This is a genomic window from Mariniflexile sp. TRM1-10 (assembly GCF_003425985.1).
GTDB lineage: Bacteria > Bacteroidota > Bacteroidia > Flavobacteriales > Flavobacteriaceae > Mariniflexile.
Genome location: NZ_CP022985.1, coordinates 4,682,093 through 4,705,329 on the forward strand (window position 1 = coordinate 4,682,093; position 23,237 = coordinate 4,705,329).

Annotated in this window: 26 protein-coding genes and 1 tRNA gene; 18 read left to right on the top strand and 9 right to left on the bottom strand. The window is 33.3% G+C overall.

The features are described from left to right. Positions 1–33 precede the first annotated feature (33 nt). From CJ739_RS19350 to CJ739_RS19365, 4 genes are all read left to right on the top strand, one after another. Entirely contained in the window at positions 34–2,499 is a 2,466-nt protein-coding gene (locus CJ739_RS19350; protein WP_117178333.1) for a DUF2339 domain-containing protein, read from the top strand. Next, positions 2,492–3,709, top strand: coding sequence for a hypothetical protein (locus CJ739_RS19355; RefSeq protein ID WP_162880275.1), 1,218 nt, complete (start codon positions 2,492–2,494; stop codon positions 3,707–3,709). The genes CJ739_RS19350 and CJ739_RS19355 overlap by 8 nt, the downstream gene beginning before the upstream one ends. Before the next feature lie 134 nt (positions 3,710–3,843). Next, a complete protein-coding gene (locus tag CJ739_RS19360; RefSeq protein ID WP_117178337.1) occupies positions 3,844–4,317 on the top strand; it encodes a hypothetical protein in 474 nt (157 codons plus the stop codon). Then, positions 4,307–4,507, top strand: coding sequence for a helix-turn-helix transcriptional regulator (locus CJ739_RS19365; protein ID WP_117178339.1), 201 nt, complete (start codon positions 4,307–4,309; stop codon positions 4,505–4,507). Before CJ739_RS19360 ends, CJ739_RS19365 begins: the two co-directional genes overlap by 11 nt. A gap of 116 nt (positions 4,508–4,623) precedes the next feature. On the opposite strand, the gene CJ739_RS19370 is transcribed toward CJ739_RS19365, so the two are convergent. After that, positions 4,624–5,475 (bottom strand): DUF2911 domain-containing protein, encoded by an 852-nt coding sequence (locus CJ739_RS19370; RefSeq protein WP_117178341.1) that lies wholly within the window; start codon positions 5,473–5,475, stop codon positions 4,624–4,626. A gap of 195 nt (positions 5,476–5,670) precedes the next feature. Between CJ739_RS19370 and CJ739_RS19375 the strand changes: the two genes are divergently transcribed. The 6 genes from CJ739_RS19375 (at position 5,671) to CJ739_RS19400 (ending at position 10,650) form a co-directional block, all read left to right on the top strand. Continuing rightward, positions 5,671–6,327, top strand: coding sequence for a TetR family transcriptional regulator C-terminal domain-containing protein (locus CJ739_RS19375; protein ID WP_117178343.1), 657 nt, complete (start codon positions 5,671–5,673; stop codon positions 6,325–6,327). A gap of 66 nt (positions 6,328–6,393) precedes the next feature. After that, positions 6,394–7,704 (top strand): ABC1 kinase family protein, encoded by a 1,311-nt coding sequence (locus CJ739_RS19380; RefSeq protein ID WP_117178345.1) that lies wholly within the window; start codon positions 6,394–6,396, stop codon positions 7,702–7,704. Positions 7,705–7,886: 182 nt separating this feature from the next. Next, the gene (locus CJ739_RS19385; RefSeq protein ID WP_236951669.1) at positions 7,887–8,369 is read left to right on the top strand and encodes a glutathione peroxidase; all 483 of its coding nucleotides are present in this window, start codon (positions 7,887–7,889) and stop codon (positions 8,367–8,369) included. Between the two features lie 24 nt (positions 8,370–8,393). Next, positions 8,394–8,855, top strand: coding sequence for a TspO/MBR family protein (locus CJ739_RS19390; RefSeq protein ID WP_117178349.1), 462 nt, complete (start codon positions 8,394–8,396; stop codon positions 8,853–8,855). A gap of 18 nt (positions 8,856–8,873) precedes the next feature. After that, entirely contained in the window at positions 8,874–9,362 is a 489-nt protein-coding gene (locus CJ739_RS19395) for an SRPBCC family protein (protein WP_117178351.1), read from the top strand. Then, positions 9,346–10,650: a cryptochrome/photolyase family protein gene (locus tag CJ739_RS19400; protein WP_117178353.1), complete on the top strand. Its 1,305-nt coding sequence runs from the start codon at positions 9,346–9,348 to the stop codon at positions 10,648–10,650. Before CJ739_RS19395 ends, CJ739_RS19400 begins: the two co-directional genes overlap by 17 nt. On the opposite strand, the gene CJ739_RS19405 is transcribed toward CJ739_RS19400, so the two are convergent. The 4 genes from CJ739_RS19405 to CJ739_RS19420 all read right to left on the bottom strand — a co-directional run bounded on the left by CJ739_RS19405 (position 10,651) and on the right by CJ739_RS19420 (position 13,911). Continuing rightward, positions 10,651–11,316 (bottom strand): acetyltransferase, encoded by a 666-nt coding sequence (locus tag CJ739_RS19405; protein ID WP_117178355.1) that lies wholly within the window; start codon positions 11,314–11,316, stop codon positions 10,651–10,653. 253 nt (positions 11,317–11,569) lie between these two features. After that, positions 11,570–12,880, bottom strand: coding sequence for a UDP-N-acetylglucosamine 1-carboxyvinyltransferase (gene murA / locus CJ739_RS19410; RefSeq protein WP_117178357.1), 1,311 nt, complete (start codon positions 12,878–12,880; stop codon positions 11,570–11,572). 6 nt (positions 12,881–12,886) lie between these two features. Beyond that, the gene (locus CJ739_RS19415; RefSeq protein ID WP_117178359.1) at positions 12,887–13,582 is read right to left on the bottom strand and encodes a DUF4290 domain-containing protein; all 696 of its coding nucleotides are present in this window, start codon (positions 13,580–13,582) and stop codon (positions 12,887–12,889) included. 35 nt (positions 13,583–13,617) lie between these two features. Continuing rightward, positions 13,618–13,911: a DUF493 family protein gene (locus tag CJ739_RS19420; RefSeq protein WP_117178361.1), complete on the bottom strand. Its 294-nt coding sequence runs from the start codon at positions 13,909–13,911 to the stop codon at positions 13,618–13,620. Positions 13,912–14,307: 396 nt separating this feature from the next. On the opposite strand from CJ739_RS19420, the gene CJ739_RS19425 reads away from it, so the two are divergent. From CJ739_RS19425 to CJ739_RS19445, 5 genes are all read left to right on the top strand, one after another. Next, the gene (locus tag CJ739_RS19425) at positions 14,308–14,847 is read left to right on the top strand and encodes an AAA family ATPase (protein WP_117178363.1); all 540 of its coding nucleotides are present in this window, start codon (positions 14,308–14,310) and stop codon (positions 14,845–14,847) included. Continuing rightward, positions 14,848–16,752 carry a RecQ family ATP-dependent DNA helicase gene (locus CJ739_RS19430; RefSeq protein WP_117178365.1) on the top strand — a complete coding sequence of 635 codons (1,905 nt, stop codon included), beginning with the start codon at positions 14,848–14,850 and terminating at the stop codon, positions 16,750–16,752. Beyond that, positions 16,749–17,696 carry a methionyl-tRNA formyltransferase gene (fmt, locus tag CJ739_RS19435; protein WP_117178367.1) on the top strand — a complete coding sequence of 316 codons (948 nt, stop codon included), beginning with the start codon at positions 16,749–16,751 and terminating at the stop codon, positions 17,694–17,696. Before CJ739_RS19430 ends, fmt begins: the two co-directional genes overlap by 4 nt. A 190-nt stretch (positions 17,697–17,886) precedes the next feature. After that, on the top strand, positions 17,887–18,159 hold the full coding sequence (locus CJ739_RS19440; protein ID WP_117178369.1) for an HU family DNA-binding protein: 273 nt from the start codon (positions 17,887–17,889) through the stop codon (positions 18,157–18,159). 122 nt (positions 18,160–18,281) lie between these two features. Then, positions 18,282–18,842 (top strand): YqgE/AlgH family protein, encoded by a 561-nt coding sequence (locus CJ739_RS19445; protein ID WP_117178371.1) that lies wholly within the window; start codon positions 18,282–18,284, stop codon positions 18,840–18,842. On the opposite strand, the gene CJ739_RS19450 is transcribed toward CJ739_RS19445, so the two are convergent. Then, positions 18,839–19,681 carry an aminotransferase class IV gene (locus CJ739_RS19450; protein ID WP_117178373.1) on the bottom strand — a complete coding sequence of 281 codons (843 nt, stop codon included), beginning with the start codon at positions 19,679–19,681 and terminating at the stop codon, positions 18,839–18,841. The two genes, CJ739_RS19445 and CJ739_RS19450, sit on opposite strands and share 4 nt — an antisense overlap. A 57-nt stretch (positions 19,682–19,738) precedes the next feature. Next, positions 19,739–20,128, bottom strand: a complete 390-nt coding sequence (locus CJ739_RS19455) for an START-like domain-containing protein (RefSeq protein WP_117178375.1) — start codon at positions 20,126–20,128, stop codon at positions 19,739–19,741. A gap of 131 nt (positions 20,129–20,259) precedes the next feature. On the opposite strand from CJ739_RS19455, the gene CJ739_RS19460 reads away from it, so the two are divergent. Continuing rightward, a tRNA-Met gene (locus CJ739_RS19460) sits at positions 20,260–20,333 on the top strand. A gap of 122 nt (positions 20,334–20,455) precedes the next feature. Here the strand turns inward: CJ739_RS19460 and CJ739_RS19465 are convergent. Beyond that, positions 20,456–20,635: a hypothetical protein gene (locus CJ739_RS19465; protein WP_117178377.1), complete on the bottom strand. Its 180-nt coding sequence runs from the start codon at positions 20,633–20,635 to the stop codon at positions 20,456–20,458. Positions 20,636–20,838: 203 nt separating this feature from the next. Between CJ739_RS19465 and CJ739_RS19470 the strand changes: the two genes are divergently transcribed. Beyond that, positions 20,839–21,297 (top strand): mobile mystery protein A, encoded by a 459-nt coding sequence (locus CJ739_RS19470; RefSeq protein ID WP_117178379.1) that lies wholly within the window; start codon positions 20,839–20,841, stop codon positions 21,295–21,297. Next, positions 21,288–21,884, top strand: coding sequence for a mobile mystery protein B (locus CJ739_RS19475; protein ID WP_117178381.1), 597 nt, complete (start codon positions 21,288–21,290; stop codon positions 21,882–21,884). Before CJ739_RS19470 ends, CJ739_RS19475 begins: the two co-directional genes overlap by 10 nt. Before the next feature lie 152 nt (positions 21,885–22,036). On the opposite strand, the gene CJ739_RS19480 is transcribed toward CJ739_RS19475, so the two are convergent. After that, complete coding sequence (locus tag CJ739_RS19480) at positions 22,037–23,041, bottom strand: glycoside hydrolase family 43 protein (protein WP_117178383.1); 1,005 nt, start codon at positions 23,039–23,041, stop codon at positions 22,037–22,039. Between the last annotated feature and the right edge of the window lie 196 nt (positions 23,042–23,237).

Here is a 23,237-nt window from a genome sequence, read left to right on the forward strand (position 1 = left end):
AGATTATATTTGATTTTCAATTAACATCATATTATGGAGGGTTTTCTAATTATAATTATCCTGATTTTAGTCATTATTATTCTTTCAAAAAATAATTCACATTATAAAGAAATAAACCATTCCATAGATGGTATTCATCAAAAACTAAATCAGCTAAAAAAGGAAATATCATCACTAGAAAACCTAGGGACTAAACCTAAAGAAGAAGTAAAACCGACTCCAAAAGTTGCCCCGGAAATAGTTAAACCGATTGAACAAAAGCCAATTACCGCTCCACCAAAAACAATGGTTGCGGATACTGTTTCAAGACCTATTTCGGTGCCAAAACCTTTACCTGTTACCAAACCTTTAAAACCCATACCACCTAATAAATCATGGTTTGAATCTTTTAAAGAAAACAACCCCGATTTGGAAAAATTTATTGGTGAAAATCTTATTAATAAAATCGGGATTCTAATTTTAGTTTTAGGCATTAGCTTTTTTGTAAAATATGCTATTGATAAAAACTGGATTAATGAATACGCTCGTGTTGGTATTGGCATTTTATGTGGCTCTTTGGTGATGGCCATTGCCAATAAACTCAAAAAAAATTATGCCGCCTTTAGTTCTGTTATGGTGGCAGGCGCAATAAGCATCTTTTATTTCACAATAGCCATTGCTTTTCATGAATACCACTTATTCAACCAAACGGTGGCATTTATAATTATGGTAATTATTACAGCTTTTAGTGTTTTTATTTCGGTGGCTTACAACAGGCAAGAACTTGCTGTTTTATCATTAATTGGCGGATTTGCAGTGCCTTTTATGGTCAGCACCGGAAGTGGTAATTACATCGTGTTATTCACGTATATCGCTATTTTAAACATTGGTATCTTAGCTATTTCATATTTTAAAAAATGGCATGTCGTTACCATATTATCGTTCCTTTTTACCACCTTACTTTTCTTTTCATGGGTTGTAAAAGAACTCATCGATGATACATTGCCACATGGTGGTGCGCTAGCATTTGCTACACTGTTCTATTTTATTTTCAGCATCACTGTTGTTTTAAATAATTTGAGAAACAAAGGCAGTTTTTCATTGATTGAATATGGAATCCTAATAGCTAATACCTTCTTTTTCTTCGGAATTGGAATAACCATCATTCACGATTGGGAACTTCAAATAAAAGGGTTGTTTACACTTTCGCTTGCTTTATACAATCTTATCTACGCCATTGTTCTTTATAAAAAGTTTGGGTTAGACAAAAACGCCATTTATCTTCTTATAGGTTTAACATTAACTTTTGTAACCTTAACAATTCCTATTCAATTTAAAGGAAATTACATTACATTATTTTGGGCTGCCGAAGCGGTTTTATTGTTTTGGTTATCGCAAAAATCAAAAATCAATGGCTTTAAACTGGGTGCTATTATAGTTCAGTTTTTAAGCATAATCAGTCTGGTAATTGATTGGGGGCAAAAATATATGAGCAGTCATGGAGATTCTTTATCAATCATTTTAAACCCTATATTTATTACGGGCATCGTTGTTTTGGCAGCACTAATTTCCACCTATTATATTATTAAAGGGGAAAATATAAGTTTTAAGATGTTAGGGTTCAATTTGGATCTCTCTTATTACAAAAAGCTTCTGTTAATTGCAACTATTGGTATTGGTTATTTAGTAGGGATTATTGAAATTAGCTACCAATCCAATCAATATATTGCCAACCAACCATCCGCCCTTTCTTTTGCGGTTGTTTATCATTTTGTCTTTAGTGCTATATTATTATACGTTGCTTTAAAAAATAAAAACACCCTCTTTACCAAAGGTGCTTTACTACTCGCCATCGTCAATATGGCACTTTACATTTTGTTATTCTACAAGCTTACTTTAAACGAAATGACAGCAAATTATAATTTGACTTTAAATTACAATTATGCTTTTATAGGCCATTACATCCTGCTTGCATGTTTAGTTTATTTTGGGATTTGTTTGGTAAAAAATTCTAAAGAACCCCCTGTTTTTAACTTCTTAAGTTCAAAAATGGCACTTTGGGCATTTGCTTTTGCCATTGTTTATGTTTTTAGTAGCGAAATTGTTATTCATAGTTTAAAACTCACTCCACAATTGGTAGATGTAAACGAACTTAACACCATCTATTCTAAATCTACACGCTATGGCCGAATGGATTTTATAAATAATGAATTTTATTCTGTAAAACGACAAGTTATAAAAATAGGCTATCCTATTTTGTGGGGTATTTTATCGTTCATATTTCTGATTATTGGAATAAGAAGACAATGGAAACACTTACGAATTATTGCGCTTTCACTTTTAGGAATTACTATAATAAAACTCTTTGTTTATGATATTAATAATGTATCCGAAACAGGAAAAATCATTGCCTTTATACTTTTGGGCATACTTATTTTGGTCATTTCATTTGTATATCAAAAAATTAAAAAACTAGTCGTTGATGCTGATGCTCCTAAAAACCACAATGCCAATGTATAAACAGCTTCTTAACATATTCTTACTGCTATCAACGGCAACCATAGTTTCCCAAAACTTTAAAGGAACTGTTTCCGAAATAAAACAAAATGGATTTCATAAAATATTGCTATCACCAGAAGTTCGTTCAGCCAGTTTATCAAACATCAATTATTTTAGAATATTAGACAGTAAAAAAAAGGAAGTGCCTTATATATTGCTAAACGATGAAAGCACAATGCAATCTTCATATATGCCATTTCATTTTGAAGCTGTAAATAATGCAAAAGACTCTGTTTCTTCCATTATAATAGAGAATAAAAATAAGCTAAAACTAAATCATTTTACGTTTAAAATTGCCAATACAAAAGTTAAAAAAAACTACAGCATAAGTGGTAGCAATGATAAAAAGGAATGGTATGGACTATCAACAAATCAAATGTTTTATGGCTTGAATGAAGCAGAAAAAACAACTGTTGAACAAAATTTTTCATTTCCTTTAAATGATTATGCTTTCATAAAATTTGAATTTAGCAACAAAAAATCATTACCGCTTCAAATTTTAAATATTGGTCTTTATAATCATTTGTATGCCACTGCACCTCAAATAGAAATTACCGATTTCAAAATAAAAAACAGTACCAATAAAGAGAACAAAACCACTCAGTTGACTGTTACTTTCAACACGCCACAACATATTGAAAGTATGGCTTTTGATATTGAAAATGATGTTTTTTTACGCGAAGCAAAAATTCTGGTAAATAAAACTAGAACCATCAAAAAAAGAACAGAGAACTATCAGGATCATGTGTTTAATTTTGAACTGCATTCTGGTACTCAAAATATCTTTGAATTACCTTATGTTTTTGAAAAAGAAATTATAATTGAAATTGAAAACAACGATAATCCACCACTAAATATCAAACAGATTAAGTTTTTCCAAAAACCACTTTATGTCATTTGCAATTTGCAACATAGCGAAACTTATGAAGCTATTATTGACACCACATTGCATAAACCAGTATATGATTTGGTTAATTTTAACTCCAATTTTAATTCAGGGTTACCTCAAGCAATTATTACTGATTTCCGTAAAATAAATACTAAAAATGAATCTTCAATAAATAGTAAATCATTTTGGCAAACCAACACGTTCATGTGGATTTGTATTTTATTAGCTATAGCAGTTATTAGCTATTTTGCTTTAGGGCTAATAAAAGATTTAAAAAATTAATACCAAATTCTATTATCTTTATCATACATAAAGTTAAATAAATGTTACAAAATGTAAAAAATATTTGTCTTTTAGATTGTTTTGTTTTACTTTTGATTTATCAATCACATAAATCAATTTAAAAACGAACAGTTATGAAAACAAATTATTTATTGCCCCATCGGTATAAATTTATAGGATGGGTTATCTTTTTGCTGGGTTGCTTATTTGGGCTTTACATTTGGATTACCGATTATGAATCAGACCTACTAACTATTAATGTATTATCTATATTTAATGATGATCAAATTTTTGATAGTAATAAAAAACTATTCAAAATTATAGAAAACAGTATCATTGATGAACTTGTATCTCTAGCTATTATTATAGGAGGGCTTTTGGTTGGTTTTACCAAAGAAAAAGTTGAAGATGAATTTATCTACAAGCTTCGAAAAGATTCCTTAGTTTGGGCGATTATTTTTAACTATGTAATTTTAATCTTAACCATTATATTTATTTACAATTTCACATTTTTCCATATTCTTGTTTTTAATATGTTTACACCTCTTTTGTTTTTCATTACTCGTTTTAACTTCCTAAAACATAAATCCATAAGTGATGAAGAATAATATAAAAGTACAGCGAGCCATTCATGATATGACGCAAGCAGATTTAGCAGAAAAAATAGGTGTAAGTAGACAGACTATCAACGCTATGGAAAAGAACAAATATGTGCCGTCAACAGTATTATCCCTTAAAATAGCGAAACTTTTTAAAGTACCTGTTGAAGATATTTTCTTTTTAGACGAAAACGATTAGAGCAAGGCAATAAACAAAAAACCTAACAAGATTAAATATCCTATTAGGTTTTTTAGTTTAAACGAGCCACTCTAAAAGTCTAAATAGCTAAAAGCGAAGCGTTCTAACCATCTAATCTATTTAGCTCCCCACTCTTTAAGCGAGTCTTTATTCATTTTAACATAATCGGCATTACCCTCAGCTTCTGCAGCAGCTAGCGATTTTTTAGCAGCGGCAATAGCACCTTTTTTATCACCCGATTTCGCATAAATTAACGACTGTTGTCTCAACTGCCAAAAAGGAGCTTTATCTCCTGCCATTGAGATGGCCTTATCAATCCAGGTTTTTGCTTGGTTAATATCTTTTCCTTCTTGTAAATAATAAACGGCAGCAGCAAAATAATCATTAGCAGCTGGTGTACCGTTCATCGCTTCATTAATACTGGCCATAACCATTTCATCTGTTGGCACTTCAATTTTTACACCTACATAAACACTTTCCCAAAGCATACCCAAAACAGCAGAACTATTGGTTAAATCATCAAAAGTCATGGTAAACGTTTCAATTTTAACAGGCATTGGGTAAACTTCTGCAGTTACCATAGCAACGACTTTAGAGTCGTCCCATTTTTGTGGGGTACCCCAATTTGATGCATCATTATAAAACACCACATTCCAAGACGTTTCGTTTGGAGTTGCAAAAATAGCATAAGTACCTGCCTTTACCTCATTGCCTCCAATGGTTACATCAGTACTAAAAGTAATCTTCGTATTAGCATTGGCACCCAAACGCCAAAGCTCTCCGTAAGGCTCTAAACCACCAAAAATAACCCGACCTCTCATAGATGGTCTTGAGTATTCTAAAGTTATATCGGTTAATCCTACCTTTTGTTCCAGTTTACTAAACGGACTTGGTTGAGGGGTTGTAATTTGCGCATTAACAGAAAAAGCAGCTGTTATTGCTAGTAAAATTAATAGTAATTTTTTCATCTCTTATATTATTTTAGATTTTAATAGTTTTTATAAAATTAGTCAATACAATTTCCTAAAATGTTAACAAAAGCTTAAATTAAATATATACCCTTTTAGTGGCCATGTTAATAATCTGTTTATTTTTAATAATTTTGTTTAACTTTTTTAAATATTTGTTAAACATTACATATCTTTGACAAACAATTAGAAATCATGGCGAAAAAGAAACTAATTTCAAAAACAGACATCGTATCAACTTATATGAATGATGTCTTAGAGCATGGCGAGAAACCAAAATCGGTATATACGTTTGCAAAAACCAACGACTTTGAAGAAGCAAAATTTTATGAATTTTTCGGATCATTTGATGCCATAGAAAAGCATATTTTTAATGCTTTTTTTGAAAACACACTGGCTATTTTAGAAAAAGATGAAGCGTTTAAATCATTTGATCCCCGAAACAAACTATTAAGTTTCTATTTTACATTTTTCGAGAATTTAACGGCTAATAGAAGCTATGTTGTTTATGCGCTTCATCAACATAAAAACAGTCTAAAAAGCCTTTCACTTTTATCAGAATTAAAAAAGAGTTTCATTCATTTTATAAACAATTTAAATATTGAAGCCATCACCATAGAACAAGAACAGCTCATAAAAATTAAAAACCGTGCTTTGCAAGAATCGGCTTGGATACAGTTACTTCTTACTATTAAATTTTGGATAGACGATACATCAACCTCTTTTGAAAAGACCGACATTTTTATTGAAAAATCTATAAATACCAGTTTTGATCTATTAAACATTGCTCCCTTAGAGAGCATAATTGACTTTGGGAAATTCATTTTCAAAGAAAAAATGCACATGAACTAAACATTCACTCACAAAAAAATGATTATAAAGGGTGTTCCTTCTGATCAAAACAATAAATATAAATAGATGAAAACAATAGATTCTATTCCGGTATCTAAAATACAACGCGCTTCCAAACTAGTTACCACTGGTGCAAAAGTTGGCGTAAATTATTTAAAGTATTATGGAGACAAGCTAACAAAAACTGAAGATCAAGCCAGAGCTACACTAAACGAAAATAATGCTGAAGATATTTACGACAGCTTAAAACAGCTTAAAGGAAGTGCCTTAAAAGTTGCACAAATGCTAAGTATGGAAAAAAGCATTTTGCCACAGGCTTATGTTGAAAAGTTTTCGTTGTCACAATTTTCGGTGCCACCTCTATCACCGGCATTGGTCTTAAAAACATTTAAAAACTATTTTGGCAAATTACCACATGAATTATATGATTCCTTCAACTCTACATCTGTAAATGCCGCAAGTATTGGACAAGTACATGTTGCCGAAAAAAACGGTAAAAAACTTGCCATAAAAATACAATATCCTGGTATTGCACAAAGTATTGCTTCTGATTTGGCTCTGGTTAAGCCAATTGCTATGAAAATGTTTAATATTAAAGGGAAAGATTCAGATAAATATTTTAAAGAAATTGAGGGAAAATTAATTGAGGAAACAAATTATATTTTGGAAGTACAACAAAGCAAGGAAATTGCGTTGGCGTGCGCTCTCATTCCAAACCTTTTGTTTCCTCAATATTATGAAGAATTATCTTCCGAAAGAATTATTACCATGGATTTCATGGAAGGTGAGCATTTATCGGAATTTACAGCTCGTAATAAAAACCAAGAGGCTGCTAATACATTAGGTCAAGCTCTATGGGATTTTTACATGTTTCAAATACATAACCTACGAAAAGTACATGCAGACCCGCATCCGGGTAATTTTTTAGTTTCTAAAAGAGTCGAACTTATAGCTCTGGATTTTGGTTGCATGAAAACCATTCCAGACGATTTTTATATTCCTTATTTTGAATTGGCTAAACCTGAAAATATATCTAATAAAGCTTATTTTCTAACTAAATTATATGAACTTGAAATTTTAAAAAGCAATGATTCGAAAGAAGAACTTGATTTTTTTACAGGCATGTTTCACGAACTATTAAGTTTGTTTACACAACCATTTCATGCAGATACTTTTGATTTTTCAGATGCCGATTTCTTTGGAAAAATAACAGACTTGGGGCAGCGTTACTCAAAAAATACCGAACTGCGTAAAATGAATGGTAATCGTGGCTCTAAACATTTCATTTACATGAATCGAACTTTTTTTGGCTTGTATAATTTAATGTTCGATTTAAAAGCTAAAGATATAGAAATAAACAACTTTAAAAACTTATAATTCTGTATATCAATTAAATGAAATTAAATCATACATCGTTTTTACAACTTTTTATAAAATCCACCAATACAAATGGCTGTGATATTAGTATCTTTAAAATCTAAACATTTTCAATTATGACTCTTTTAAAAATCGTAGCTATGTGTTTCATTTTATCATTTTTCACTAAATCGTCGGCGCAAATGGCGCCAACCAAACCCTTATTCGATATTGCTATCAATGATATTGACGGTCAACCTATTCAATTATCAGATTATAAAGGCAAAAAAATTCTGTTTGTCAATGTCGCTTCTGAATGTGGTTTTACTGGACAATATGAAGGATTACAGAAACTTTATGATACCTATAAAGATAAATTAATGATTATTGGTGTACCGTGTAATCAGTTTGGCGGTCAAGAACCAGGAAGTTCAGAAACCATCAAATCGTTTTGCCAAAAAAATTATGGTGTTACTTTTTTAATCACTGAAAAAGTAGATGTTAAAGGCAGCAACCAACATCCATTGTACGCTTGGCTGACTCAAAAATCACTAAATGGCAACCAAGATACCTCTGTGAAATGGAATTTTCAAAAGTACTTAGTAGACGAAAAAGGCAATTATGTAGATTACTATTTATCAGCAACAACGCCTTTAAGTTCTAAAATCACGAATCATTTAAAATAAGCCAGAAGCCATTCAATCAACGAAATGAAATTTACCAAAACGCTCGTCTTCTTTTTAGTTCTCAATTTTGGTGCCTTAGCATTGGGAAGTTGGCTCATGAATAATGGCCCACAAACTGATTGGTATATTAATTTAAACAAAGCACCATGGACGCCATCAGGTTGGGTTTTTGGTGCTGCTTGGACAACCATCATGCTATGTTTTTCATTTTTTATGAGCTATTTGTATCTCAAACAACCAACGCAGCGAGTCATTGGTTTATTTGTGATACAATGGTTACTCAACGTGAGTTGGAACTACGCATTTTTCAACCAGCATTTGGTAGGATTGGGTTTGGCAATCATTGCGATACTAACTATTGTGGTCGGTATATTCTTTTTCAATTTTAAAACCTATTTAAAAGCCAAACGTTTACTGATTTTGCCTTACTTGATTTGGTTATGTATTGCGACCTCACTTAATGCATATATTTTAGTGTATAATTAAGAACTCGCTTAAACATCTATGAAAATCTACACATTTCACAAAAAGCAAAATCTACCAATTTCTATCGAACAAGCTTGGGATTTTTTATCAAACCCCGAAAACCTAAAAACCATTACGCCCGATTACATGGGCTTTCATATGGTGTCGGGAGCAGACAAACCCATGTATCCAGAACAAATCATTCAGTATATTGTAACCCCGGTTTTAAGGATTAAAACAACATGGGTCACTGAAATTACACATGTTAGAGATAAACATTATTTTGTAGACGAGCAACGTTTTGGCCTCTACGCACTTTGGCATCACAAACATTTTATAAAGGAAATTGAAGGCGGTGGAGAAATGGAAGATATTATAGATTACAAAGTGCCTTTTGGATTTCTTGGTCAGCTAGTACACCCTATTTTAGTTAAACCAAAATTGGAAGAAATCTTTAATTACAGAACTAGAAAGTTAGAAGAATTATTTGGTGTTTACATAACGGTGTTTAATGAAACAAACAATTAACATATTTTGGTTTCGTCGTGATTTACGACTGGATGATAACCATGGGTTATTTGAAGCTTTAAGCGGAAACCGTCCCGTGCTTCCTATCTTTATTTTTGATACAGAGATTTTAAAGAAACTTCCAAAAGATGATGCTAGAGTAACATTCATTCATCAAACACTTCAAAATATAAATAAAACACTTCAAACTAAATACAGTAGCAGTTTGGCTATGTATTTTGGAAACCCTTTGAAAATCTATAAACAGCTCCTACAAGATTATAACATTGATACGGTTTTCACCAATCATGATTACGAACCTTATGCTTTAAAACGTGATACAGAAATTGGTCAATTTCTAAAAGACCAAAACATTGCTTTTCATAGTTATAAAGATCAAGTTGTTTTTGAAAAAAATGAAATAACAAAGAGTAATGGCCTACCTTATATGGTTTATACGCCATTCATGAAAGCTTGGAAAGAAAAATTTAAAACGTCAACCTTTAAACATTATCCATCAGAAACTTTACTTCAAAACTTTGTACAAATAACAGATTTAGCTAATGTCAATTTATCTGATATGGGTTTTGAAGTATCCAATCAAAAAGTGCAACCATATCATGTCGATTCTGAGTTGATACAAAACTATGAAGCTATGCGAAACTTTCCAGCTCAAGATGCTACATCTAAACTGGGTCCGCATTTGCGTTTTGGCACCGTAAGCATTAGAAAAATGGTAGCTAAAGCCATTGCAGAAACCAACGAAATTTTTTGGCAAGAATTGATATGGCGTGAGTTTTTTATGCAAATTTTATGGCATTTTCCACATACGGTAACACAAAGCTTTAAACCGCAATACGACCGTATTGAATGGCGCAACAATAAAACTGAATTTGAACTATGGTGTGAAGGTAAAACAGGATATCCGTTGGTAGATGCCGGCATGCGCCAACTTAACCAAACGGGGTTTATGCACAACCGTGTACGCATGCTAGTGGGCAGTTTTTTATGCAAACATTTACTTGTTGATTGGCGTTGGGGTGAAGCCTATTTTGCTGAAAAACTACATGATTATGACATGGCGAGCAATATTGGTAACTGGCAATGGGTAGCTGGTTGTGGCGTAGATGCTGCGCCATATTTCAGGATTTTTAACCCAACCACACAAATAGAAAAGTTTGATAAAAACCTAGAGTACATAAAACAATGGTGTCCCGACTTTCAAGAGTTAGCTTACCCCACGCCTATTGTTGATCATACATTTGCCAGAGAACGCTGCTTACAGGTTTATAAGGCAGCTTTAAGTTAGTTAGTTAGTTAGTTTTTTATTTGGGAAGTTAAATTTATTAGACCTAATAGTTCTTTCAGGATTGCCCACAACCACACAATGGTCTTTAACATCCTTTGTAACAACTGTACCAGCACCTATGGTACACCATTTACCAATTTTTATTTTTGGCATTACAATAGCCCCTGCGCCAATATGTGAGCCTTCACCAATTTCGACCGATTCACATAAGGCTGCCATTGGAGAAATATGAACAAAATCTTCTAATTTATTATCAATACCCACATTAGCTGATGTATTAATTATTACATGTTTTCCTATTATTGAATTTAGTCCTATAACAGCTCCAGCATATATAACGGTTCCCTTACCAATAATAACCTTGTTGCCTATGATAGCCGATTTATGAATGGCTGTTTCAAAATCACTTTTTAAAAACCTTGCTACTTCAGCCCGTTGAAAATTATCTCCTATTCCAATAATAAAAGGGTCTCCCTCAGCACTTAATGCGTCATAATTACTTCGGTTTCCTACGGTGATACTCTTAAAAAAAGAATGGCAATTTTCTGGTTTATCATCAAAAACATCTGATACTTTATGATTATTTTCCTGTAAAACTAGCTTTATGATCTGAGAATGTCCACCAGCTCCAAATAATCTTACTGTTTTTGATTTTTTTAATGCCATGTTATAATTTTAAATTAACGGTAAACGTTATTTTCAAAATTATACTTTGCAAAACACATAAAATATGATATTAATCAACTAAAAAAGATTCTTGTATCGTATTGAAATAAAAAACAACCTTTAAGAATTAATTATAATCACGTATTATAGTAGAAAAAAACTAATATTTCTAAATGATGAATATAAATCATTCAAATAGATTCATATCACAACAATAAGCCAACCGCAAATTTACTTCTACAAAAACTAAAAACTACGCTATACGTTCAATCTTAGCTCCGATAGCACGTAAACGTTCATCGATACGTTCGTAACCTCTATCAATCTGTTCTATATTTTGAATGGTAGATGTTCCTTTTGCAGATAAAGCTGCAATAAGTAACGATACACCGGCACGAATATCTGGAGATGTCATGTTCGTTGCTTTTAAAGTCGATTTAAAATCATGTCCAATTACGGTAGCACGGTGTGGGTCGCACAAAATAATTTTAGCACCCATATCAATCAATTTATCCACAAAAAACAAACGGCTTTCAAACATTTTTTGGTGAATAAGCACACTACCTCGGGCTTGTGTTGCCACTACCAGAATAATACTTAATAAATCGGGTGTAAACCCTGGCCAAGGCGCGTCAGAAATTGTTAAAATAGAACCGTCGATAAAACTCTGTATTTCATAACCATCGGTATGTGCTGGAATATGAATATCGTCACCACGCTTCTCAACCGTTATACCTAATTTCCTAAAAACCGCTGGTATAACGCCTAAATCGTTCCAAGATACATTGGTAATAGTCAGTTCGCTTTTGGTCATAGCAGCAAGTCCAATCCAGCTACCAATTTCAATCATATCGGGCAACATGGTATGTTCGGTACCACCTAAATTATCAACGCCATCAATGATTAATAAATTAGAACCTACGCCACTAATTTTAGCGCCCATACGGTTCAGCATTTTACACAATTGTTGCAAATAGGGTTCGCACGCAGCGTTATAAATAGTAGTGCGACCTTCAGCTAGCACCGCAGCCATGACTATATTGGCAGTTCCTGTAACCGAAGCTTCTTCTAAAAGCATATAAGCGCCTTTTAGCCTTTCAGCTTCAACACCATAAAACTGTTCTTCTTTACTATATCTAAATTTGGCACCTAAATTAATAAGACCTTCAAAATGGGTATCTAATCTACGTCGACCAATTTTATCACCTCCTGGTTTAGGGATGTAACCTCTTCCAAAGCGCGCCAATAATGGACCAACAATCATGATTGATCCTCGTAAACCACGACCGTCAATCTTGAATTCATCCGATTCTAAGTACTTTAAATTAACCTCGTCGGCTTGAAAGGTACAGGTACCATGTGCTAATTTTTCAATTTTAACACCTAGTTTTCTTAATAAGTTAATAAGTTTATTAACATCAACAATATCCGGGATATTATGAATAGTAACCAACTCTGGGGTTAATAAAACCGCACATAAAATTTGTAGCGCTTCGTTTTTTGCACCTTGTGGTTGTATACTACCTTTTAATTGGTGTCCACCTTCAATTTTAAATGTTCCCATATATTCTTAGAAGCGTTTTCTTTTGTGAGTAGAAGTGTTTTTTTTATGATGACCTCCTTTTTTACTACTGCTATTATTGCTTGCAAACTTTGTTTTGGTTCGCATTAAACTAGTAGCGTCTGATAGGTCTTCTTCCGAATTTTTTAAATTTATTTTACCACCAGAAAGCTCGTATAAATGATCGTAAATCACATCATCTTCAACCGTGTCCTTATTCCAATTTAAAAAACACTTTTTCATGTGGTTGGCAATAGTATAGGTCAAAGCTTCTTTAAGTTCGCCATCTTCCCATGTATTGGCAACGTCAATCATGGTTTTAATATTATTTCCGTAAAAACGGTATTTAGGAAAATTTTGTGGGTACTTTAAAGGCTCTGGGCGTTCCTCTAGAAGTTCTTTTGTTGGTTTTGGATAATCGGAATCAACATCCAATTCAAAATTAGCCATTATAAATAGCTGATCCCAAAGTTTATGCTGAAAATCCGGAACATCCCTTAAATGGGGCTGCATATTGCCCATTACCGAAATAATGGCTCTAGCAACTTTATTACGTTCTTCCTTGGTTTCACGGGTTTTAGCGTAATTAATCATTTTCTGCATGTGGCGTCCGTATTCGGGTATGATTAAATGTTCACGCTCTGTGTTGTATTCTAATTCGTCTATTGTCAAAATAATTTGTGTAGAGTTATGTGTTAACTGCATGTAGTGGTTATGCTTGTGCAAAATACAAAAAAAAACTAAAGACTTATTACGCCTTCTACTTTTTCTGCAACTTCTTTATACTTTTCTATAACAGCATCTGGATTCCTCAACAAAATATTTATGGAAATGCTCGTGTAATTACCTTTCTTCGATTCGGTAGTTTGTATCACAGCTCCCATGTTATCAAATATTGCTTCTATCTTAGCGATATCAGCTACATCCGATTTTACAATAAACTTATATAAATATTCCGATGGCCAACTAGTTGTGTCGTATAACTGTGCTTTTAATTTTTCGTAAAATTCATCCGAATTTGGAGATGTACCCATAATGCTTTTATATACTGCAAATATACGTTTAGTAGGCACATTATAAAAATAAACACTATTAAAATTTGGGCGTTCCCCTCCTGCGTCGGGTCGGGCTTTTCCCTACAAGTCCTCGCTCGTACCTCGCTGTGGGCTTTCCAGTGCAATCCCTAACGTGAAATGGGAATCGAGAAGCGTGAAATGTCAAAAGGTGAATCGTAAACGTAGGTCGTGAGTTGTTCAAAGGTTCTGGGTTCTGGGTTTGTAGAGTGTAGGTTCTAGATTCTGAAATTCCATATTCGTAATCCATAATCCTGAATTCTGAATTTGAATCATCAACGTACAATTGCTAATTGTTAATTCTTAATTGTTAATTCTTAATTCTTAATTCTTAATTTTACAGCTAAATTTTCACTTTTGAACACAAGAAAGATTGTAATAACAGGTGGCCCAGGCACAGGAAAATCGACTTTAATAAACAAATTGACCAAACATGGTTACACCTGTCTTGAAGAAATTTCGCGTCAGGTAACCTTAGATGCCAAAAAAAAAGGCATTGACCAGTTGTTTTTAACCAACCCTTTACTATTCAGCGAACTGCTCTTAAAAGGCAGGCAACAACAATTTGAAGAAGCCAACACATTACAATCAGATGTTATTTTTTTTGACAGAGGCCTTCCAGATGTACTGGCATATATGAATTATATTGGCAACACCTATCCACAGTCGTTTGTAGATGCCTGTAAAAATGCAGTGTACGATACTGTTTTTGTTTTAAAGCCTTGGGAAACTATTTATACTAGCGATAATGAGCGCTACGAAAGCTTTGAACAAGCCTTGGAAATTCACGACCATTTACTAAATACCTACCAACAGTTCAATTACAGTTTAATAGATGTCCCTTTTGGCACCATAGCAGACCGAACCGATTACATTTTAAAAGTGTTAAAGCTATAAATGGAACAACCTATAAACATATTAGAACGCTATTGGAATTTTACCGAATTCCGTCCCGAACAAGAAGCTATTATAAATGCCGTAATTGAAGGGGAAGATACGTTTGTACTGTTACCAACCGGTGGCGGAAAATCGTTATGTTTTCAAATTCCTGCTTTAGTAAAAGCAGGTATTTGTGTGGTTATTTCGCCTTTAATAGCCTTAATGAAAGACCAAGTACAGCAACTTAATGATAAAGGCATAAAAGCTATGGCGCTTACAAGTGGCATTACTTACAGTCAGTTAGATACACTTTTAGATAATTGTATTTATGGTAACTATAAGTTTTTGTACCTATCGCCTGAACGTTTACAACAAGAACTTGTGCAAGAACGTATTAGGCAAATGAACGTCAATTTAATAGCTGTAGATGAAGCGCATTGTATTTCACAATGGGGCAGTGATTTTAGACCGGCATATAAAAACATCGCACTATTACGCCAATTACAACCTTCGGTTAATGTGGTGGCTTTAACAGCATCGGCAACTCCCGAAGTCGTCAATGATATTATAAAAGAACTCGATTTTATTCAACCCAAAATATTTAAACAATCGTTTTCCAGACCCAATTTGGGCTATATGGTGTATCATGAAAACGATAAATATTATCGCATAGAAACCATTTTAAAAAAATATAAGGAATCCTCCATTATTTACGTTCGAAACAGAAAATTAACTTTAGATGTTAGCACGTTTTTAAATTCAAAAAACATATCAGCTACCCATTATCATGGTGGTTTAACAAATGCCGAAAAAGACACAAACATGGCACTCTGGGTGCAAAATAAAAAACAGGTCATGGTTGCTACCAACGCCTTTGGAATGGGTATAGATAAACCTGACGTTAAAACGGTAATCCATTTAAACTTACCCGAAAGCATTGAAAGTTATTTTCAAGAAGCAGGACGTGTGGGTCGCAATGGCGACAAGGCTTTTGCAGTTATTTTGAAGAATAATAGCGACGAAGTTTTGGTAAAAAATCAGTTTTTAAACGTATTACCAACAGTTGATTATGTGAAACAAGTCTATAGGAAACTGTGTAGCTATTTTCAAATATCGTATGGTGAAGGCGAATACGAAACTTTTGATTTCGATTTTAATTCCTTTTGTAAAACCTATAGTTTTAGTACCATTTTAGCATATAATGCGTTACTTTTATTAGACAGAAATAGTGTTATCACCTTATCAAAACAATTTAAAAATAAGGTTTCGGTGCAATTTATCATATCAAGTTCTACACTTTTTAGTTATTTAGAAAATCATACTAATTTCAATTTAATAGTAAAATCGATGCTTCGTATGTATGGTGGTATTTTTGACCATGACAGCAAAATTGATTTATCCAAAATTGCTGAAAAAGCTTCAACAACAGAAAACATGGTAACTCAGGTTCTTCAAAAGTTAGAAAGTGATGAAGTTATAAATTTACATTTAGCAAAAACCGATGCACAAGTTACTTTTATTGAACCGCGTGAAGATGACAAAACCATCAATCGGATTGCAGCCATCATCGAACAACAAAACGAATTAAAACAGCAACAGGTTAAGTCTATGCTTGCGTATGTTGAAAATGATTCAGTATGTAAAAGCATACAACTACTTGCCTACTTTGGCGAGAAAGATGCCAAACCCTGTGGGATATGTTCGGTTTGTACAAGTACTAAAAAAACGGTAAAACCGCAAGACGCCAATGTCATTAAAAAACGTATTATAGAATTGTTGGAAACCGGCGACCAATCGTCAAGAAACATGATTGCTGCTTTAAATTGTACTGAAACCGAATTAAAAAGCGTTTTAAAATTACTTTTAGAACACGATATCATATCAATAACACCAACAAACACATATAAATTAAGCCATTTATGAAAGATTTAAGAATCGTATTTATGGGTACGCCAGATTTTGCAGTAACCACGTTAAAAACTTTAGTCAAGAATAACTATAATATTGTAGGTGTTATTACCGCACCCGATAAACCAGCAGGACGCGGACAGAAATTAAACGAAAGTGCCGTAAAACAATATGCTGTATCTCAAAATCTAACCGTTTTGCAACCAACCAATTTAAAAAGTGCGGATTTTTTAAATGAGCTAACGCAACTCAACGCCAATCTACAAATTGTAGTGGCATTTAGAATGTTACCAAAAGTTGTTTGGCAAATGCCTAAATATGGTACTTTTAATTTGCACGCTTCATTATTACCAAACTACCGAGGTGCCGCGCCCATTAATTGGGCTATTATTAATGGTGAAACAAAAACAGGTGTTTCAACCTTTTTTATTGACGAAAAAATTGATACTGGCGATATGATTCTTCAAGATTCTATTGCTATAAACCCAGAAGAAAATGCAGGTAGCTTACACGATAAATTAATGCATATTGGTAGCGAATTGGTTTTAAAAACTGTGGAATTAATACAGCAAGATTCGGTTAAAACCATTCCGCAAACAGAATCATCTGACATTAAAACCGCATATAAACTAGATAGAGATAATTGTAAAATTGATTGGAACGATTCGTTAGAAAATATTTACAATTTAATTCGAGGTTTAAGTCCTTACCCAGCTGCATGGTGTACCTTAATTAATGGAGATGATACATTAGACATAAAAATTTATGCAGCAGATAAAGAATCTGCATCACATAACTATAGTATTGGAACCATCATTTCAACAAAAAACGAATTAAAGGTTGCCGTATCAAAAGGATATATCATTATTAAGGAAATTAAACTCCCTGGTAAACGTACTATGGATACAAAATCACTTTTAAACGGTTATAATTTTGAAGCCGATGCAAAAATGTGCTAAGCCCCTATTATCATTGATATAACCTAATTTCATCGATAAAACACGGGTTCTTTATTAACAAAAGCACTAATTTATCAACAATACTACGTATTTCCCTTGCTATTACTTGCGTGGTTGCATAATCCGTATAAATTTGTAATAGGATTTAACAAAATGTTTAACCAATTTATTAATAATTAAATATTACATTATGAACAAAACAGATTTAATCGATGCAATGGCAGAACATGCCGGAATTACTAAAGCTGCTGCAAAAAAGGCATTAGAATGCGCACTTATTGAAATTGAAGGTGCTTTACAAAAAGGCAACCGTGTTTCTTTAGTAGGATTTGGATCTTGGTCAGTTTCTAAAAGAGCTGCCAGAGAAGGTAGAAACCCACAAACTGGAGCTACTATCAAAATTAAAGCTAAAAAAGTTGTAAAGTTTAAAGCTGGAGCAGATTTATCAAACGCTGTAAACTAATTATTTACGTCTTTTATAAAAGAAATGCCTCCAAAATTTGGAGGCATTTTTTCTTTATTTCATAAAAACAGTTGTTTTTTTAATAAATAAATGTTAAATTTAGTTACTAATTCCTATATAATATGGTAACAACAACACCAAAAAAAGGTAATTTGTTAATCGCCGAGCCTACCATTTTTGGAGATATCTCTTTTAGCCGGTCCATTATCTTATTAGCAGACCATTCTTCTGAGGGATCTATAGGTTTTATTTTAAACAAACCCTTAGATTATACCATTAACGATTTGGTTCCTGAAGTGGAAGCCACTTTCAAGGTTTACAACGGCGGCCCCGTAGAACAAGATAATTTATATTTTATTCATAAAGTTCCACACTTAATTCCTAATAGTATTGAAATTTCTTTAGATATTTATTGGGGAGGTGATTTTAATATGGTGGCAGAACTTATTGCTAAAGAAATTATAAATGAAAACGATATTAAATTCTTTTTAGGGTATTCTGGATGGGATGCCAATCAACTGGAAAACGAATTAAAATTGAATTCGTGGGTAGTTACCGAGAATGTTTATAAAAACAGTATCATTGAAAAAAATTACGAAACGTTTTGGAAAGAAAAAATGTTAGAGTTTGGAGATGAGTACAGCATATGGAGTAACGCACCCGACAACCCAAACTATAATTAACTTAAACGTAATTTTATATTTAATTTCTGCAGAATTGTTTTTGATGCTTCTGTATTAAATAACTTCTTACGGTACTTTGTTACGGGCTGAATACCTACAACAACATTTGTTATAAAAATTTCATCGGCTTTTTGAAGCTCAAAAGGAGATACCGATTCTTCAACCAATTCATATTCTGGTAAGGTTTTTAAAACCTCTATAACCTGCTTACGCATAACGCCTTTTAAACAACCATCGCTAATAGGTGGGGTTTTAATAGTACTTCCCTTTATAACAAAAACATTACCATTTAATGCTTCAATAACATGTTTGTTGGTGTTTAAAACAAAACAATTATTCAGTTTATTTTCTTTCGCATAAATACTTCCGACAACATTAAGGGCTTTATTGTTGGTTTTTAAGGTTGACAATAAACTAGGCGACACATAGTAGTCTTTAAACAAATCTACTTCATAAAAACCAGCTTGAAATGTATAAAAATCGTCTTCGATTTGCTTTACAGTGATTATAAAACTAATAGCATTGGTATTTGGTAAATACAAACCGCCTTCATTTCTATGAACCGACAATTTAACTCTTGCCGAAGCCGTGTCTAAATTCGCCGCTTTTAATGTGTTTTTAATTTGTTCTTCAAGAAATTCCATGGTGAAATTCATTGGAATCTCCATACGCATAATTCGCATAGACGCCATGAGCCTAAAATAGTGATCTTCCCAAAAAAATAATTTTCCATGTGACGCTTTTATAGTTTCAAAAAGCGCATCTCCGTACGCATACCCCCTATTATTGATTGATAATAATTGCTCTTGTTCTAAAAAAGTTCCGTTAAAATTCGTCATAAAAAAAGTCCCGAAATAAATTCGGGACAAATATAATTTAAATATATTGTTTTGGAATTAAGCTGACCCTAATACTTGCTTTAAACTGGAAATTTGATTTTCCCAAAGCATTTTAGATTCTTCAACTTCATCTTCTTCGGCAAAATCCGTGACTATTAGCGAGACATCTTTCGTAATCTCATCTACCTGAATTTTAATCTCAAAATAAGAGATTTGATCGTCTTCATCATTCAACCATTTAAATTTAATGCGTTCGCCTGTTTTTTTACTTATCAATTTTGCTTTTTCTTCACTATCATCCCAAATAAAAGTAAATAACTCACCCCTAGAATTCACATTATCTGAAAACCACTCCGATAAACCAGAGGGTGTCGATATGTATTGATAAATTAATTGAGGTGACGCCTGTATCGTAAATTCAATTTCAAATTTAATTTTTTCGTCCATAAGTACTGTGAAAATTTTAAGTTCCCAATATATACATTAATTAATAAGTACCGTAATAATTTTTAATAATAATTTACTCAAGTAATGTTTGCAGACAACAATATTGTTTTTATATTTGCAGCCTTAAATTAGGCGAGGTAGCTCAGTTGGTTAGAGCGTCGGATTCATAACCCGGAGGTCGGGGGATCGTGCCCCCCTCTCGCTACAAGCAATAACAAGGGCTTCAAGATATTGAAGCTCTTTTTTTATTCCTAAAAAATGGCTTGGGTACAACAAATGATGGTTTATTACAAGCGTTCCGCTTTCGATAGCGGAGAATTCTTTAGATTAATCTAAGAAATTAATCTGATAAGAAGTGCTACGTCCATCACCTTCAACTTTAAGCACGTTTAAATCAACGAGCTTTTGTAAATCTCTTGTTGCTGTAGGTTTAGATGTTTGGGTAATCCGCATGTATTTTTTAGCGGTCATACCACCTTCAAATCCTGTTGGTCCTTCATCTAACATGCGTTTGACAGCTTTTAATTGCCGGTCATTTAATTGGGTTCAGTATCTATTAATTGTACTTTAAATATATAAATACAAATGTCGTCAGCTTGTAACCTTACTTAATATTTATTTTAGTCATCCTATAAGCTGACTAAAAGTTTGATTTTGTCAGCCTAAAGACTTACTTTTGTATTTAATATGTCAGCTTAAATCCTTAAATTATGAACAAAAAGAAATTACAATTAGAACAATTAGACCGCAAATTAAAAGGATTTACGGTAGCTGCTCAAGTAACGCCACCACCAACGGGTTGGCTCAAAGCGGTTAGGGTTTCCTTGGGAATGTCTTTACAGCAGTTAGCAGGTAAATTGTCCATTACCAAGCAGAGTGTTCAGGAAATTGAGAAAAGGGAAAAAGAAGGTAATATCACCCTTAAAACCCTAAAAGACACGGCTAATGCGCTCGACATGCAATTAGTGTATGGTTTCGTCCCTAAAGATGGCACATTAGACGATTTGATAGAGCGAAAAGCTAAAGAATTAGCTATTCACATCGTTTCCAGAACGTCTAATACTATGAAGCTCGAGGATCAGGAAAATTCAAAGCAGCGTCTTAAAAAAGCCATAGAAGAGCGTACCGCTATTATCAAAAATGAAATGCCTAAAATGCTATGGGATTAAACCTAGAATATATCGATGGGCAAACACCTATTGAAGAAGAAGAAAAAGAAGGTCTACTAATAGAAACAATTTCCACTAAAGGTGAATTGGATGAGTTCGAGCAACTCAATATTGAAGAGGCTTTACAGTGGGTGTTCAGTAAAAAATTTAAACCCAAACAGGTATTGACAGAAAAATTCATTTGTGATTTACATAAACGCATGTATGGCAATATTTGGGATTGGGCTGGTCAATTTAGAAAAACCGATAAAAACATTGGGATTGATAAACACCTAATTCCAATGCAACTTAAAATACTTTGCGATGACACTTTATTTTGGATAGAAAACAATACCTATCCACCTGAAGAAATAGCCATACGCTTTAAACACCGTTTGGTGAGCATCCACTGTTTTCCTAATGGAAATGGAAGGCATAGTAGGCTAATGGCCGACATCATTATTGAAAAACTATTCGATAAAGAACCCTTTTCTTGGGGTGCATATAACCTCTCAGAAGCAGGTGATACTCGTAAAACATATCTAAAGGCCGTAAAACTAGCCGATGTAAATGAGTATCAACCCTTATTGGATTTTGCGAAGTCTTAATGTTTTAGTGCCCCCTCTCGCTACCGGTAATGACAAGGGCTTCAAAAAATTGAAGCCCTTTTTTTATCTTTTTTTATTCCTACAAAGTAGCTTGATTAACAAAAGCTGCCTATAAAATACACAATATCTTAAAACTAAGCTTTCTTCTAACATTAATCAGTTGTATTTTGCATAAAATCTGGATACCCTTTTTCTGTCCATTCTACAACACGGGCCCGGGTCGCACGATTTTTATCGGATAATTCATGTCCTTGTATTTCCTTATAGTCACGTGCATGGTAAATCATGACGGTAGTTTTCCCATCTTCATCTGTGGTGAATGAATTATGACCAGGTCCATATCTTTTTAAATCTTCATTTGTATAAAAAACAGGTCCTGGAGATTTATGCCAATTGGAAGCATCCAACAAATCCGCTTCTGCATCAATCCATAACAACCCCATACAGTAATTGTGATTGGTAGCACTGGCTGAATAGGTTACAAATATTTTTTCGTTTTTCATAATCACTGCGGGTCCTTCATTGACATTATATTTCATTTTTTCCCAGCTAAATTCCGGTTCTGTCAAAATCACTTCTGGTCCTGTAAGGGTCGTTGGGTTTTTCATTTCAGATAGTACCAAGGCTGTACCATGACTTCCACCCCTTACATTTTGTGCCCAAATGAGGTATCTCTTTTCTTTATGTACAAATGTTGTCGCGTCTAATGAAAAAGACTCTTTTTGGGTTTTTATTTGTCCTGCTTCTGTCCATGCTCCTTTCATGGGGTCTTCCGATGGATTGGATAGTACCCACATTCTGATGTTCCATATATTTTCGGCTTCTCCTGCAGCAAAATAAATATACCAAATCCCGTCTATTTTATGTAGTTCTGGAGCCCAAATGTGATGCCCCATAACGCCTGTTTTGTGTTTATGCCAAACTTCTTTTTCTTTAGCTTCTTTCAAACCGTTTATACTATTGGCATTTCGTATAACAATACGGTCATATTCTGGAACTGTGGCTATTAAATAATAGATACCATCATCTGTTTTATGTACCCAAGGATCTGCACGCTGTTCAGCAATAGGGTTGTCAAATTCGAATGTTTGCGAATGGTTTTGGAGTGGGTATACAATAGCCATTATAACTACGGTAAAGATTCTTAGTAATTTCATGTTTTTATTGATATTAGGTGTTGGGTCTTGGTTAGATTGTTAGATTGTTAGATTGTTAGATTGTTAGATTGTTAGATTGTTAGATTGTTAGATTGTTAGAAAGATGTTTTTTTTAATGACGACACCTAGACCTTTTCTCGATTCTTTTTCACAATTCACGATTAACAATTCACATTAATCGATTCACCTTTCACCT

Excerpts from the sequence above, each read along its gene's own strand:
- CJ739_RS19350 (WP_117178333.1), top strand. The coding sequence starts at position 34 with ATGGAGGGTTTTCTAATTATAATTATCCTGATTTTAGTCATTATTATT.
- CJ739_RS19355 (WP_162880275.1), top strand. The coding sequence starts at position 2,492 with ATGTATAAACAGCTTCTTAACATATTCTTACTGCTATCAACGGCAACC.
- CJ739_RS19360 (WP_117178337.1), top strand. The coding sequence starts at position 3,844 with ATGAAAACAAATTATTTATTGCCCCATCGGTATAAATTTATAGGATGG.
- CJ739_RS19365 (WP_117178339.1), top strand. The coding sequence starts at position 4,307 with ATGAAGAATAATATAAAAGTACAGCGAGCCATTCATGATATGACGCAA.
- CJ739_RS19370 (WP_117178341.1), bottom strand. The coding sequence starts at position 5,475 with ATGAAAAAATTACTATTAATTTTACTAGCAATAACAGCTGCTTTTTCT.
- CJ739_RS19375 (WP_117178343.1), top strand. The coding sequence starts at position 5,671 with ATGGCGAAAAAGAAACTAATTTCAAAAACAGACATCGTATCAACTTAT.
- CJ739_RS19380 (WP_117178345.1), top strand. The coding sequence starts at position 6,394 with ATGAAAACAATAGATTCTATTCCGGTATCTAAAATACAACGCGCTTCC.
- CJ739_RS19385 (WP_236951669.1), top strand. The coding sequence starts at position 7,887 with ATGGCGCCAACCAAACCCTTATTCGATATTGCTATCAATGATATTGAC.
- CJ739_RS19390 (WP_117178349.1), top strand. The coding sequence starts at position 8,394 with ATGAAATTTACCAAAACGCTCGTCTTCTTTTTAGTTCTCAATTTTGGT.
- CJ739_RS19395 (WP_117178351.1), top strand. The coding sequence starts at position 8,874 with ATGAAAATCTACACATTTCACAAAAAGCAAAATCTACCAATTTCTATC.
- CJ739_RS19400 (WP_117178353.1), top strand. The coding sequence starts at position 9,346 with ATGAAACAAACAATTAACATATTTTGGTTTCGTCGTGATTTACGACTG.
- CJ739_RS19405 (WP_117178355.1), bottom strand. The coding sequence starts at position 11,316 with ATGGCATTAAAAAAATCAAAAACAGTAAGATTATTTGGAGCTGGTGGA.
- murA (WP_117178357.1), bottom strand. The coding sequence starts at position 12,880 with ATGGGAACATTTAAAATTGAAGGTGGACACCAATTAAAAGGTAGTATA.
- CJ739_RS19415 (WP_117178359.1), bottom strand. The coding sequence starts at position 13,582 with ATGCAGTTAACACATAACTCTACACAAATTATTTTGACAATAGACGAA.
- CJ739_RS19420 (WP_117178361.1), bottom strand. The coding sequence starts at position 13,911 with ATGGGTACATCTCCAAATTCGGATGAATTTTACGAAAAATTAAAAGCA.
- CJ739_RS19430 (WP_117178365.1), top strand. The coding sequence starts at position 14,848 with ATGGAACAACCTATAAACATATTAGAACGCTATTGGAATTTTACCGAA.
- fmt (WP_117178367.1), top strand. The coding sequence starts at position 16,749 with ATGAAAGATTTAAGAATCGTATTTATGGGTACGCCAGATTTTGCAGTA.
- CJ739_RS19440 (WP_117178369.1), top strand. The coding sequence starts at position 17,887 with ATGAACAAAACAGATTTAATCGATGCAATGGCAGAACATGCCGGAATT.
- CJ739_RS19445 (WP_117178371.1), top strand. The coding sequence starts at position 18,282 with ATGGTAACAACAACACCAAAAAAAGGTAATTTGTTAATCGCCGAGCCT.
- CJ739_RS19450 (WP_117178373.1), bottom strand. The coding sequence starts at position 19,681 with ATGACGAATTTTAACGGAACTTTTTTAGAACAAGAGCAATTATTATCA.
- CJ739_RS19455 (WP_117178375.1), bottom strand. The coding sequence starts at position 20,128 with ATGGACGAAAAAATTAAATTTGAAATTGAATTTACGATACAGGCGTCA.
- CJ739_RS19465 (WP_117178377.1), bottom strand. The coding sequence starts at position 20,635 with ATGTTAGATGAAGGACCAACAGGATTTGAAGGTGGTATGACCGCTAAA.
- CJ739_RS19470 (WP_117178379.1), top strand. The coding sequence starts at position 20,839 with ATGAACAAAAAGAAATTACAATTAGAACAATTAGACCGCAAATTAAAA.
- CJ739_RS19475 (WP_117178381.1), top strand. The coding sequence starts at position 21,288 with ATGGGATTAAACCTAGAATATATCGATGGGCAAACACCTATTGAAGAA.
- CJ739_RS19480 (WP_117178383.1), bottom strand. The coding sequence starts at position 23,041 with ATGAAATTACTAAGAATCTTTACCGTAGTTATAATGGCTATTGTATAC.